Origin of the sequence: Pseudescherichia sp., assembly GCF_031987975.1 — a bacterium.
Lineage (GTDB): Bacteria > Pseudomonadota > Gammaproteobacteria > Enterobacterales > Enterobacteriaceae > Pseudescherichia.
This window is the reverse complement of the sequence record NZ_DALZYX010000002.1, coordinates 378,382-390,489: the sequence shown is the minus strand read 5'-3', so window position 1 is coordinate 390,489 and position 12,108 is coordinate 378,382. Positions and strand designations below refer to the sequence as shown.

12 protein-coding genes are annotated in these 12,108 nt (G+C 59.2%); 8 read left to right on the top strand and 4 right to left on the bottom strand.

Translation table 11 applies throughout. The features are described from left to right. Window positions 1-12: 12 nt before the first annotated feature. Entirely contained in the window at window positions 13-822 is an 810-nt protein-coding gene (gene proC / locus RTN40_RS05235; protein WP_312227530.1) for a pyrroline-5-carboxylate reductase, read from the bottom strand. Window positions 823-898: 76 nt separating this feature from the next. Here proC and RTN40_RS05230 point away from each other — a divergent pair, with 76 nt between their 5' ends. The 5 genes from RTN40_RS05230 to ppnP all read left to right on the top strand — a co-directional run bounded on the left by RTN40_RS05230 (window position 899) and on the right by ppnP (window position 3,495). Beyond that, on the top strand, window positions 899-1,378 hold the full coding sequence (locus RTN40_RS05230) for a YaiI/YqxD family protein (RefSeq protein WP_312227529.1): 480 nt from the start codon (window positions 899-901) through the stop codon (window positions 1,376-1,378). 171 nt (window positions 1,379-1,549) lie between these two features. Next, on the top strand, window positions 1,550-2,074 hold the full coding sequence (aroL, locus tag RTN40_RS05225) for a shikimate kinase AroL (protein WP_312227528.1): 525 nt from the start codon (window positions 1,550-1,552) through the stop codon (window positions 2,072-2,074). A 57-nt stretch (window positions 2,075-2,131) separates the two neighbouring features. Further along, window positions 2,132-2,323 (top strand): protein YaiA, encoded by a 192-nt coding sequence (yaiA, locus tag RTN40_RS05220; RefSeq protein WP_312211123.1) that lies wholly within the window; start codon window positions 2,132-2,134, stop codon window positions 2,321-2,323. Window positions 2,324-2,460: 137 nt separating this feature from the next. Then, complete coding sequence (locus RTN40_RS05215; protein ID WP_312227527.1) at window positions 2,461-3,138, top strand: AroM family protein; 678 nt, start codon at window positions 2,461-2,463, stop codon at window positions 3,136-3,138. 72 nt (window positions 3,139-3,210) lie between these two features. Continuing rightward, the gene (gene ppnP, locus RTN40_RS05210; protein ID WP_268108926.1) at window positions 3,211-3,495 is read left to right on the top strand and encodes a pyrimidine/purine nucleoside phosphorylase; all 285 of its coding nucleotides are present in this window, start codon (window positions 3,211-3,213) and stop codon (window positions 3,493-3,495) included. A gap of 59 nt (window positions 3,496-3,554) precedes the next feature. On the opposite strand, the gene rdgC is transcribed toward ppnP, so the two are convergent. Next, window positions 3,555-4,466, bottom strand: coding sequence for a recombination-associated protein RdgC (gene rdgC / locus RTN40_RS05205; RefSeq protein ID WP_312227526.1), 912 nt, complete (start codon window positions 4,464-4,466; stop codon window positions 3,555-3,557). Between the two features lie 123 nt (window positions 4,467-4,589). Here rdgC and mak point away from each other — a divergent pair, with 123 nt between their 5' ends. Continuing rightward, entirely contained in the window at window positions 4,590-5,501 is a 912-nt protein-coding gene (gene mak / locus RTN40_RS05200) for a fructokinase (protein ID WP_312227525.1), read from the top strand. A gap of 46 nt (window positions 5,502-5,547) precedes the next feature. Here the strand turns inward: mak and sbcC are convergent, their stop codons facing one another. Then, window positions 5,548-8,685 (bottom strand): exonuclease subunit SbcC, encoded by a 3,138-nt coding sequence (gene sbcC / locus RTN40_RS05195; RefSeq protein ID WP_312227524.1) that lies wholly within the window; start codon window positions 8,683-8,685, stop codon window positions 5,548-5,550. Continuing rightward, a complete protein-coding gene (gene sbcD, locus RTN40_RS05190; protein ID WP_312227523.1) occupies window positions 8,682-9,884 on the bottom strand; it encodes an exonuclease subunit SbcD in 1,203 nt (400 codons plus the stop codon). Before sbcD ends, sbcC begins: the two co-directional genes overlap by 4 nt. Window positions 9,885-10,074: 190 nt before the next feature. On the opposite strand from sbcD, the gene phoB reads away from it, so the two are divergent. Together phoB and phoR are read left to right on the top strand one after the other, a co-directional pair. Then, on the top strand, window positions 10,075-10,764 hold the full coding sequence (phoB, locus tag RTN40_RS05185) for a phosphate response regulator transcription factor PhoB (protein ID WP_312227522.1): 690 nt from the start codon (window positions 10,075-10,077) through the stop codon (window positions 10,762-10,764). A gap of 21 nt (window positions 10,765-10,785) precedes the next feature. Continuing rightward, the gene (gene phoR, locus RTN40_RS05180) at window positions 10,786-12,081 is read left to right on the top strand and encodes a phosphate regulon sensor histidine kinase PhoR (protein WP_312227521.1); all 1,296 of its coding nucleotides are present in this window, start codon (window positions 10,786-10,788) and stop codon (window positions 12,079-12,081) included. The last annotated feature ends 27 nt before the right edge of the window (window positions 12,082-12,108 follow it).

The following is a 12,108-nucleotide window of genomic DNA, read 5'->3' as shown; positions in this document are numbered from 1 at the left end:
TCCGCCACATAATCAAAGCTTGCTCAACGCGTCGGACTTCTCCATGCACTTGGTCATAGCCTCAATCACGGCGGCGCGGAATCCGCGCTCCTCCAGCACCCGCACCGCCTCAATGGTCGTGCCGCCCGGTGAACAGACCATATCTTTCAGTTCGCCAGGGTGTTTACCGGTCTCCAGCACCATCTTCGCTGACCCCATTACCGCCTGGGCAGCAAACTTGTATGCCTGCGCCCGCGGCATACCGCCTAGCACGGCAGCGTCAGCCATCGCTTCAATAAACATAAAGACATAGGCCGGGGCGGAGCCGCTGACGCCCACCACCGGGTGGATCATCGACTCAGCCACCACTTCCGCTTCGCCAAAACTGCGGAAAATAGCCAGCACGTCGGCAACGTCTTCCGGCGTCACCAGCGCGTTCGGGGTGATGGAGGTCATGCCCGCATTGACCAGTGCCGGGGTATTAGGCATGGTGCGCACGATTTTACGATCGTGGCCAAGGGCGCGCGCCAGCTGATCCAGGGTGACGCCTGCGGCAATCGATACCACCAGCGTCTCTTTATTCAGGCTGGAGGTAATTTCGCTCAGCGTTTTGATCATCACGTTTGGCTTCACCGCGCCAAAGACGATATCGGCGATCTGAGCTACTTCCTGCGCGCTCTGCGCCGGGTTAATGCCGTACTGGCTGCTAAGGGCTGCAACCTTCTCCGGCGTCGGGGTGTAGATCCAAACCTGCTCTGGTTGCACCTGGCCGCTGGCAATCATCCCGCCCAGAATGGCCTGACCCATATTGCCGCAGCCGATAAATCCGATCTTTTTCTCCATCACCTTTTCCCTGAATATGTGATTAATGGGGGAGTTATAGCTTATCATAGTGACCATAAACTATTCAGGAGTAGCTATGGCAATTTGGGTGGATGCAGATGCGTGTCCAAATGTAATTAAAGAGATCCTGTTTCGTGCTGCCATTCGTACGCAGACGCCGCTGACGCTGGTGGCGAACCAGACCCTGCGCGTACCGCCTTCAAAATTTATCCGCTCCCTGCGGGTGCCGGCGGGTTTTGACGTTGCCGATAACGAAATTGTGCGCCTGTGCGAAGCGGGCGATCTGGTGATCACCGCCGATATTCCCCTGGCGGCAGAGGTGTTAGGGAAGGGCGCGGCGGCGCTTAACCCCAGGGGAGAACGCTATAGCGAGGCTACGATCCGCGAGAAACTGACGATGCGCGATTTTATGGATACCCTGCGCGCCAGCGGCGTACAAACCGGCGGGCCGGATAGCCTCTCCCAGCGCGATCGCCAGCAGTTTGCTGCCGAGCTGGATAAATGGCTGCTGGCGCGATCGCGGCAGGACTTGTCAAAGGGACGCCCTTTAAAGTAAGGTGGCGCGACAGATGCCATTTTATCTTTACACGCTGAAACGCGCCATTCATCGCAGTGTCATTATAAATTCGTAACGTTTTATTTACGACTTTTTCGTACTAGTGTAATAGTATTGGCGCTTTAACTATTCGTGTTCCGCAGATCGCGGTCCAAGGGAGTACACCAGGTCATGACGTTACCCATCTTTTTAATTGGCGCTCGCGGTTGTGGAAAATCCACCATCGGTGTTGAGCTGGCTCGCGTGCGAGACTGTCGGTTTATCGACACCGACCATGCGCTGCAGGAGCAGGCGCAGACGACCATCGCGACGATCGTTGAAAAAGAGGGCTGGCCCGGTTTTCGTGCCCGAGAAACGGCGACGCTGCAGGCTGTCTCTGCGCCCGGGACGATCATCGCCACCGGCGGCGGGATTATTCTCAGCGAAGTTAACCGCCGCTTTATGCGTGAGACGGGAGTGGTTATCTATCTCTGCGCCCCCGTCGCAGTGCTGGCCGAGCGGCTGGAGGCCTTCCCTGAGGAGGCGCAGCGTCCGACCCTCACCGGCAGGCCGATAAGCGAGGAGGTGAGCGAGGTGCTGGCCCAGCGCGACGCGCTCTATCGCGAGGCGGCGCACCACATAGTGGATGCCGCGCAGGTGCCTGAAAAGGTTGTCGCTGATATCCAGGCGGCGTTGCTACTGGCTCGGGCGAGCTGATTGCAGATTGCAAGCATTGGCTATACTCATAGTTCTACCGATAAAAAAGGAAGCGCTATGCCTACAAGACCGCCTTACCCGCGTGAAGCCCGTATTGTTACCGTTGAGAAAGGAGGCCAACAGGAGACTGTAACCTGGTATCAACTGCGTGCCGATCATCCCGAACCGGACTCGCTGATCAGCGAGCACCAAACTGAACAGGAAGCGCTGGATGCTAAACGGCGCTATGAAGATCCTGATAAAACGTAATTCACACTCTCCCGCTTCATAAAATCAGACTGCACTGAAGAGGCGGGAGGTTGATGGTTACAGAATTGTTATGAGAGCATAGGGCAGTATCATAATTATAAGAACCGACAACCGACGTTAAGAAAGGCGGAAGAAAGATGAGTGCAACCCTGGCTATCCTCACCGTTGGTGTGGTGCCTGTCGATGCTGTGATGCCGCTCCTGACCGAGCATATCGACGCAGAGCAGATTACCCAAATTAGTTTGCTGGGGAAGATGGATCCTCAGGATGTTTATGAGGACTACGCTATCGAGCCGGGGGAGATGCCAGTGCATGCGCTGCTTAATAATGGCGAAGTGGCTCAGGTTTCACGCAAAAAAATAGAGCGCGATTTGCAGGCCGTTATCAGCGTCATGGACAAGCAGAACTACGAAGTCATTTTGTTGATGAGCACCGAACGCTTTACCGGGCTGTCATCGCGTCACGCTATTCTCCTTGAGCCGCAGCGGATCATTCCCCCGCTGGTCTCCTCTATCGTCGATGGTCATCAGGTTGGCGTCATTGTTCCCCTGGCCGGGCTGATCCCTGGTCAGAAGGAAAAATGGCAGCTGTTAGAAAACGCCCCCTATTATGAAGTTGCCTGTTCTCTGCACGGCAGCGACAGCGAGCTTATCGCCGCCGGGCGAAACTTAATCGCGAAAGGTGCTGACGTACTGATGCTGGACTGCCTTGGTTATCACCAGAAACACCGCGACCTGCTGCAAAAAGCGCTGGACGTGCCGGTGCTGCTCTCTAACGTGCTGGTGGCCCGTCTGGCATCCGAGCTGTTGGTATAGTAATTTTGCGTGACAGAGAGGAAGGCTGGCCCCTATAGTGATTTTCCATACACTTATTTATAAGGGCCACCCATGCTTCAGAGTAACGAATACTTTTCCGGTAAAGTGAAATCCATTGGTTTTACCAGCAGCAGCACCGGCCGCGCCAGCGTAGGCGTGATGGCCGAGGGTGAGTACACCTTTGGTACGGCCCAGCCGGAAGAGATGACCGTCGTGAGCGGCGCGCTGAACGTGCTGCTGCCCGGCGAAACTGAATGGAAAACCTACTCTGCTGGCGAGGTATTCAACGTGCCGGGCCACAGCGAATTTCATCTGCAGGTAGCTGAGGACAGCGCCTATCTCTGTCGCTACCTGTAACGCGTTTTGCCTGTCCCCTGCATCTGTCCCCCTACAATGAGGGGACAGTGCCTGCTGCCTTAGCGCTGCGCTTCGCCGCCAAGACCTTCTACCAGATTTTGCACCAGCGCCGCCAGCTCGCCGGTCATCAGGATAAAGTCCGCATCAAAGCGCTGGGCGAAATCATCCCGGTCGATATCCTCATTCTGATCGCGCAGTTCATCGGCAAACTTCAGCCGCTTGATCGAACCGTCGTCGCACATCACAAACTGAATACGCTGCTGCCAGTCGAGAGCCAGTTTGGTGACCAGCTTGCCTGCTTCAATGTGTACCGCGATCTCATCGCTAACCAAATCCTGCTTTTTACAGCGGATCACGCCGCCATCTTCGAGGATCGCTTTCAGCTCCGCCTCGTCCTGGATCTGGAAGCCCTGCGCCGCGCTGCCGCTGCGCACCCACTCGGTCAGGGTTAGTTCAATAGGGTTCTCCAGCGTCAGCGGCACTACCGGCAGCGAACCGAGGCTTTTACGCAGCAGGGCCAGCGTATCTTCCGCTTTCTTGGCGCTGGCGCAGTCAACCATAATCAGGCCGTTAACGGTATCGATCCACATCATGGTCTGGCTGAAGCGGCTAAAGGCGCGCGGCAGCAGAGAGTGAAGCACCTCATCCTTCAGCGAATCTTTTTCGGTCTTCTTCAGCTTGCGGCCCTGATCGGCTTCCAGCTTGGCAATCTTTGATTCCAGCGTCTGCTTGACGACCGATGACGGCAGGATCTTCTCTTCTTTACGGGCGCAAATGATGATTTGGCCGTTGTTGGTGTGGGTCAACGCATCACTGTGTGAGCCCATCGGCGGAACCCAACCGGTTTTTGCCATATCCTGGCTACCGCAAGGGGTAAATGAGAGCGCGGATAACTGTTTTTCCATCTCCTCTGCACGCAGCGCAATATCGCGGCTGAGACGGTAAACCATTAAATTTTTGAACCACAGCATGATATTTTCCACAGCCTTGTCGTTAAATCAGCGGGCATGATAGCGAATTGTCTTGCCGCTTGCATTGCTAATCCCCCGGCGGGGTTCTACTCTCTTGATATTGCTAAAAATAAGGAGATCGCTGTGCGTATAGGTATTGATTTGGGCGGTACCAAGACAGAGGTGATTGCGCTCGGCGACAGCGGGGAACAGCTGTTCCGCCACCGCCTGCCCACCCCGCGCGACGACTATCAGCAGACGATAGAGACCATCGCCACGCTGGTGGATATGGCAGAGAAAGAGACCGGCCAGCAGGGTACGGTGGGGATGGGTATTCCCGGCTCTCTCTCGCCTTACACTGGGGTGGTTAAAAACGCTAACTCGACCTGGCTGAACGGCCAGCCGTTTGATAAAGACCTGAGCAAGCGCCTGGGCCGTGAAGTCCGCCTGGCAAACGATGCCAACTGCCTGGCCGTATCCGAGGCTATCGACGGTGCAGCCGCGGGGGCGCAGACCGTTTTCGCGGTGATTATTGGCACCGGCTGCGGCGCGGGTATCGCCTTTAACGGCCATGCCCACTCCGGTGGCAACGGCACGGCGGGGGAGTGGGGACATAATCCGCTGCCGTGGATGGACGAGGACGAGCTGCGTTACCGGGAAGAGGTGCCGTGCTACTGCGGTAAGCAGGGGTGCATTGAGACCTTTATCTCCGGCACCGGCTTTGCCCGTGATTTTCATCGCCTGAGCGGCCAGCCGCTCAAGGGTAACGAGATTATTCGCCTGGTAGACGAGCAGGATGCCGTTGCCGAGCTGGCGCTGAGCCGCTACGAGCTGCGGCTGGCGAAGTCGCTGGCGCACGTGGTGAATATCCTCGATCCGGATGTGATCGTCCTTGGCGGCGGCATGAGCAACGTTGACCGGCTCTATAAAACCGTGCCGCAGCTGATCAAAAACTGGGTGTTTGGCGGGGAGTGTGAAACGCCGATCCGCAAGGCGGTGCACGGCGACTCCAGCGGCGTCCGCGGCGCGGCGTGGCTCTGGCCGCTGGATAAATAGGTCTGACATAATGCCCGGCGGCGCGCTGCTTGCCGGGCCTACGTTGTTATGACACGGCAAACCTGCCGTCGAGCTTGCTGTAACCCAGACCGTTGATCTTCCTTACCTTAATCTGCACCGGGATCCGCTCCTTCATCGCCTCGACGTGGCTGATCACGCCGATGGTCTTGCCGCTGGCGTTGAGCGCGTCGAGGGCGTCGAGGGCGGTATCCAGCGTTTCGCTGTCCAGCGTACCGAACCCTTCGTCAAGGAACAGCGAGTCGATACGCGTTTTGTGGCTCACCAGATCCGAGAGCGCCAGCGCCAGCGCCAGGCTGACGAGGAAGCTCTCCCCGCCGGAGAGGGTGCGCGTATCGCGTACCGCATCCGCCTGCCAGGTATCCACCACCTCCAGCTCCAGCGCCTCGCTCGCTTTCCGCTTCAGCAGATAGCGACCGTGCAGGCGAGTGAGCTGGTTATTGGCCAGCCAGACCAGATTATCCAGCGTCAGCCCCTGGGCGAACTTACGGAACTTATCTCCCTCTTTGGAGCCAATCAGCCCGTTCAGGTAGCTCCAGTCCGCCAGCTGGCGGGTGGCCTCCTCAATCTGCTGCAGAAGCGCCTGCTGGCGCTGACGGCTCTCGGCGTCCTGTTTAAGCTGCTGGCGGATTTCTCCCTGACGGGTGGTGTTCTCACGCAGTTGCTGTGCCAGGGCGTTTAGCGCCGTCCGTGTCCGCTCAATGCTCGTCTCCTCGCTCAGCCCGGCAGGTGGCTGGGTCTGGTGCGTAGTCAACGCGGCATGAGACTGGGTTAACAGAGCCTGGCTCTGCTGTAGCTTGCTCTCAAGCGACTGCTGAAGCTGCTCAAGTCGCTGGCGCTCGCCATCCTCAAGCAGGGCGGCCAGAAATGCGTTTTGGTCAGAGAAAGGACTCTTTGCCAGCTCGGCGTCAAACTGCGCCTGCTGCTGCGCGACGCGCCCGGCCTCCAGAGCCAGCTGCTGCTGGAACGTTTTAACCTGGCCGTGGAGAGAGACGCAGTCGTGATGCACCTGCTGCCAGCCGTCGAGGCTGATGGACTCTCCTTCAGCTGGCCCATCGGCAGGGAGCGTCTCCAGCAGCGGCTGGAGCTGGGCCGTGCGCTCCTGTAGCGTGGCGGCGTGGGTCTGATTCTGCTGCCAGCGGCGGGACTCTTCCTCACGGGCGGCAAACCACGCCGACTCTTCCTCTTCTGCAGGCGGCGTCAGGCCGAGCTGGGCCAGGCTCTCCGCCAGCGTCTGACGGCGGATATCAATGGCTTGCTGAGCGTGTGCTGCCTGCTGCTTTAGCTCGTTGAGCTGCTCCTCCAGCGCCAGCCGCTGGCTAAACCGGTAGAGCTGTTGCTCCCGGGTCTCTTCAGCCTGTAACCAGCTGCTAACGTCATCTTCAGGGGTAAGAGAGATCGCCAGTGCGGCGCACAGCTCGCGCCACTGCAGGCGTAGCGCACGATCGTTTTGCGCTTCGGCCTCAGCGGCAAGGCGCTCCCTCTCGCTCTGCTTCACCAACGCATCCAGCTGGCCGCGCAGAGCCGCACCGCTTTCTGCCAGCTGCTTGACCTCGCGCTCCAGGGCATCGCGCCGGGCCTGGTTGGCATCCACGGTAATCGCCTGATACTCCGCGACCGCCGGGTGGGCGGTCGATCCGCAGAGCGGACAGGGTTCACCGGCCCGCAGGCGCTCGCGCTCGGCCTCAAGGCCTTTGATCCGCTCTTCCAGGGCGCAAATGGTCTTCACCTCGGTCAGCAGCGCATTCTTCTCTTTGTAATCCTGACGGCGCTGGATCAGGGTCTGGTTGAGCGTTGCCTGCTCCGCCTCGCTCTCGGTCAGTGTCTTTTGCAGCGGTTTGATACGCTGCTGGAGAGGTGCGAAGCTGGCATGAAGCACATGCAGGCGCTGGCGCAGCGGGCGCTGTTGGGCCAGATCGGCTATCGCCTGCTGCAACATCTCGGCGCTGAGATCCAGCGCGGGAGCGTCCAACGCCGTTAGCTGCTGCTGAAGCTTCTCCCGGCGTGCACTGAGCGTCAGGGCGTGCTTTCTCTCCTCAGCCTGCTGAGCAAAGTTAGCCCGCCAGCCGGTCAGCTCACTCTGCCACAGCCGCCAGCGATCGTGGGTGGTAAGCCAGTCGGCCAGCGTTTTCTGCTCCTGCTGAAACGTACTCATCTGTGCTTCGGCGGCGGCGCGGATGCGGCTGCGTTTGTTTAGCACCTGATGTAAGCGAGTATTCACTTCCTCTGCCTGGCGCTGGGTCTGAGCGTGGGTGCGGATCTGCTCCTGCAAGCTCTGCCACACTGGCCGTAGCAGCAGAGCGGGGCGAGCCTGCTCCAGCGCGGCAAGCTGCGGGCGGGCGCTCTCCAGCGCCTGCTGGGCGGTATTCAGCGCGGTCTGTGCCCGGCCAGCTTCGGCATTAAGCTCCTCGCCACGCGTCAGCCAGTGGAGCAGGGACTGCTCGCGCTGTTGGGCGGCAACCAGCGTCTGCTCCTGGTCAGTAAGCACCTGCAAACTGTCATTCAGCGCCTGGGCCTGCTCTGCGCTCAGTAGCTGAATGCCTTCGGCCTGAGCCTGGCGCTGCTCCAGCTCGCTGCGCGCCGCCTTGTGCTTCTCAAACACCATCGCTGAGATCTGGCCGTAGATCTCGGTGCCGGTCAGCTCCTCCAGCAGCTCGGCCCGCTCTTTCGGTTTGGCATTGAGGAAGGCGGCAAACTGCCCCTGGGAGAGCAGCATTGAGCGCGTAAAGCGGCCATAGTCCAGACCGGTGAGAGTGGCGGTCAGCTCCAGCTTATCTTTTACCTTGTCAGCGAGAATTTTGCCGTCGGCGCAAAGCGCCAGCTCCACGCGGGGCACCTGAAGATTTCCCCCGGCCTGGTTGCGGGCGCGGTTCTGACTCCAGAAGGCGCGGTAGGCCACGCCTTTTACCTCAAACTCCACCTCCGCCAGGCACTCGGCAGTGTCGCGGGTCATCAGATCGTTCTGCGACTGCGAAACGTTGCTCAGGCGCGGTGTCTCGTGATAGAGCGCCAGGCAGATTGCATCCAGCAGGGTTGTTTTCCCCGCCCCAGTAGGGCCGGTAATGGCGAACAGGCCGTTGCTGGCAAATGGCTCGGCGGTAAAGTCGATCTTCCACTCCCCCTTCAGGGAGTTGATATTCTTCAGGCGCAGGGTAAGAATTTTCATGCGTCCTGCTCCTGGGTCAGCTCTTCCACGGTGGCGCTAAAGAGGGTGCGGACCCGCTTACTCTGCGCTTCGTCCGGCTCCTCTAGCGCCAGGCGGCGCTCGAATACCTCCTCCACGCGTAGCTCACTGAGGGTTTCCCGCAGCTCGCCCGCCATCATCCGCTGGCGCTGCTCACGGCTGCGGCGTACCAGCAGCACTTCGACCGGCAGATCCTCGGTCATGGCCTGAATACGGCGCTGCATGTCCGTCAGCCAGTCGTCGGTGGTGATCTCGATATCGAGCCACACCGGCGGCGAGGCGGGAGCGTCGCGCCACTGCGCAAGCTGCTGACCAATGGCAGTGAGATCGCCTTTGATCACCGCCAGCTGCTGGGTGACCGGCACGGCCAGGGGGATAATGTCCGTCAGCCTGCCGTCGGCAAAGGTCACCAGGTTAACGCTTTTCGCCTTGCCGGTTTCGTCGAAGCTGAGGGCGATAGGCGATCCGCAGTAGCGAATATGCTGCTGGCCGCCAATGACCTGCGGGCGATGAATGTGCCCGAGGGCGATGTAATCCGCTGGCGGAAAGTTTTGCGCCGGGAAGGCGTCCAGGGTACCAATATAGATGTCGCGCACCGCGTCGCTTTTGCTGGCCCCGACGGTGGTCAGATGGCCGCTGGCGATAATCGGCAGCGCAGCGTCACCGCGCAGGATGCAGGCCTGCTGGTACTGCTGCTGGTAGTAGTCGGTAATGGCCGCCAGCAGGTGCTGCTGCTTCTCGCTGCCGGAAAGCCCCGCCTGGCTGGTGACGATGTCGCGCGGGCGCAAAAATGGCACCGGGCAGAAGACGGCCCCGGGCGTGCCGTCGCGCTGGTTAAGAATAAACGGCGCACAGCCTGCCGCGGCTACCACGGTGGTATGCAGAAAGGCGAGGATCTCCCGCGACTCGTTCAGGGTGGCGACCGAGTCGTGGTTACCCGCCAGCACCACCAGGTGGCAGCCGGTCTGCTGGAGTTGAACCACGAAGCGGTAGTAAAGCTCGCGGGCGTAGCTGGGGGGCGAGCCGGTATCAAAGATATCGCCCGCGACGATAATCGCATCGACCTGCTGGGCCTGTGCCGTCGCGAGCAGCCAGTCAAGAAAGGCGGCGTGTTCAGCGGCCCGGCTTTTGCTGTAAAAGTTTTGGCCGAGGTGCCAGTCAGAGGTGTGGAGGATGCGCATATCTGTTCCGTGGCAAAAAAGCGTAAGGCGGATTATAAACGTTTAGGCACAGCGGGAAAGCGGCGATCGTCTTCCGGGTGTCATCTGTAGTTTTTCAGATTCATAATGCCTTCACGCTTTTCATAAATCTGTCATAAATCTGACGCATAATGCGACGCAACATATTGATTACAACTATATAGGGCAAATCATGGCGAGACGTATTCTGGTCGTAGAGGATGAGGCCCCCATTCGGGAGATGGTCTGCTTCGTGCTCGAGCAAAACGGCTTTCAGCCTGTTGAAGCGGATGATTATGACAGTGCGGTGAACCAGCTCAATGAGCCGTGGCCCGATCTTATCCTGCTCGACTGGATGCTGCCCGGCGGCTCCGGCATTCAATTTATCAAACACTTAAAACGTGAAACCCTGACGCGGGATATTCCTGTTATGATGCTCACCGCGCGCGGTGAAGAGGAAGATCGCGTCCGCGGCCTGGAGACCGGGGCAGATGATTACATCACCAAACCCTTCTCGCCGAAGGAGCTGGTGGCGCGTATCAAAGCCGTGATGCGCCGTATCTCGCCGATGGCGGTAGAAGAGGTGATTGAGATGCAGGGCCTGAGCCTCGATCCCACCTCCCACCGGGTGATGACCGGCGAAAACCCGCTCGACATGGGACCGACGGAGTTTAAGCTCCTGCACTTCTTTATGACCCATCCGGAGCGTGTCTACAGCCGTGAGCAGCTGCTGAACCACGTCTGGGGAACCAACGTCTACGTTGAAGACCGCACGGTGGACGTGCATATTCGCCGCCTGCGTAAAGCGCTGGAGCTGAGCGGCCATGACCGTATGGTGCAGACCGTTCGCGGCACGGGTTACCGTTTTTCGACCCGCTTCTAACAATTGACTGGAGTGTGACGCGTGCTGGAACGGCTGTCATGGAAAAGGCTGGTCTTTGAGCTGTTTTTAAGCTGTATCCCGGCCCTGGTGCTTGGGGCTATATTTGGCTATTTGCCATGGTTTCTGCTGGCCTCGGTCACCGGATTACTGATCTGGCACTTCTGGAACTTACTTCAGCTCTCCTGGTGGCTGTGGGTAGACCGCAGTATGACCCCCCCTCCCGGACACGGCAGCTGGGAGCCGCTGCTCTACGGCCTGCATCAGATGCAGCTACGCAACAAAAAGCGCCGCCGCGAACTGGGCAGCCTGATCAAACGCTTTCGCAGTGGCGCGGAGTCACTACCGGATGCGGTGGTGCTCACCACCGAAGAGGGGGTGATCTTCTGGTGCAACGGCCTTGCCCAGCAGCTGCTGGGGCTGCGCTGGCCAGACGATAACGGCCAGAATATCCTTAACCTGCTGCGCTACCCCGAGTTTACCCAGTACCTGAAGCAGCAGGCCTTTGCTAAACCGCTCAACCTGATCCTGAACACCGGGCGCCACCTTGAAATCCGCGTGATGCCCTACAGCGAGCAGCAGCTGTTGATGGTCGCCCGCGATGTAACCCAGATGCACCAGCTGGAAGGGGCAAGGCGCAACTTCTTTGCCAACGTCAGTCATGAGCTGCGCACGCCGCTGACGGTATTGCAGGGCTATTTGGAGATGATGCAGGAGCAGACCCTGGCCGGTCCGACGCGGGAAAAAGCGCTGCACACCATGCGTGAGCAGACATCTCGCATGGAGGGTCTGGTGAAGCAGCTGCTGACGCTGTCGAAAATTGAGGCCTCGCCGATTCACACGCCTAATGAAGTCATTGATGTCCCGATGATGCTACGGGTCGTGGAGAGAGAAGCGCAGACCCTGAGCCAGCAGCGGCAAACCCTTGAGTTTCATGTCGATAATTCTCTGAAGGTGTTGGGCAGCGATGAGCAGATGCGCAGCGCCATCTCTAACCTCGTCTATAACGCGGTAAATCATACCCCGCCCGCAACCCATATCACCGTCCGCTGGCAGCGGGTCGCAAACGGGGTGGAGTTTAGCGTAGAGGATAACGGGCCTGGCATCGCCGCTGAGCATATCCCACGTCTGACCGAGCGTTTCTACCGCGTCGATAAGGCGCGATCCCGCCAGACCGGCGGCAGCGGGTTAGGGCTGGCGATCGTTAAGCATGCGGTCAACCACCACGACAGCCGTCTGGAAATCGTCAGCGAGCCGGGCAAAGGAACACGATTTAGCTTCACCCTGCCGGAAAGGTTAATTGCCAAATCCACTGAGTGAGGCCTTCGCTGTCAGCATAGCTTTCCA

Excerpts from the sequence above, each read along its gene's own strand:
- sbcD (WP_312227523.1), bottom strand. The coding sequence starts at position 9,884 with ATGCGCATCCTCCACACCTCTGACTGGCACCTCGGCCAAAACTTTTAC.
- ppnP (WP_268108926.1), top strand. The coding sequence starts at position 3,211 with ATGCTTCAGAGTAACGAATACTTTTCCGGTAAAGTGAAATCCATTGGT.
- sbcC (WP_312227524.1), bottom strand. The coding sequence starts at position 8,685 with ATGAAAATTCTTACCCTGCGCCTGAAGAATATCAACTCCCTGAAGGGG.
- proC (WP_312227530.1), bottom strand. The coding sequence starts at position 822 with ATGGAGAAAAAGATCGGATTTATCGGCTGCGGCAATATGGGTCAGGCC.
- RTN40_RS05215 (WP_312227527.1), top strand. The coding sequence starts at position 2,461 with ATGAGTGCAACCCTGGCTATCCTCACCGTTGGTGTGGTGCCTGTCGAT.
- aroL (WP_312227528.1), top strand. The coding sequence starts at position 1,550 with ATGACGTTACCCATCTTTTTAATTGGCGCTCGCGGTTGTGGAAAATCC.
- RTN40_RS05230 (WP_312227529.1), top strand. The coding sequence starts at position 899 with ATGGCAATTTGGGTGGATGCAGATGCGTGTCCAAATGTAATTAAAGAG.
- yaiA (WP_312211123.1), top strand. The coding sequence starts at position 2,132 with ATGCCTACAAGACCGCCTTACCCGCGTGAAGCCCGTATTGTTACCGTT.
- rdgC (WP_312227526.1), bottom strand. The coding sequence starts at position 4,466 with ATGCTGTGGTTCAAAAATTTAATGGTTTACCGTCTCAGCCGCGATATT.
- phoB (WP_312227522.1), top strand. The coding sequence starts at position 10,075 with ATGGCGAGACGTATTCTGGTCGTAGAGGATGAGGCCCCCATTCGGGAG.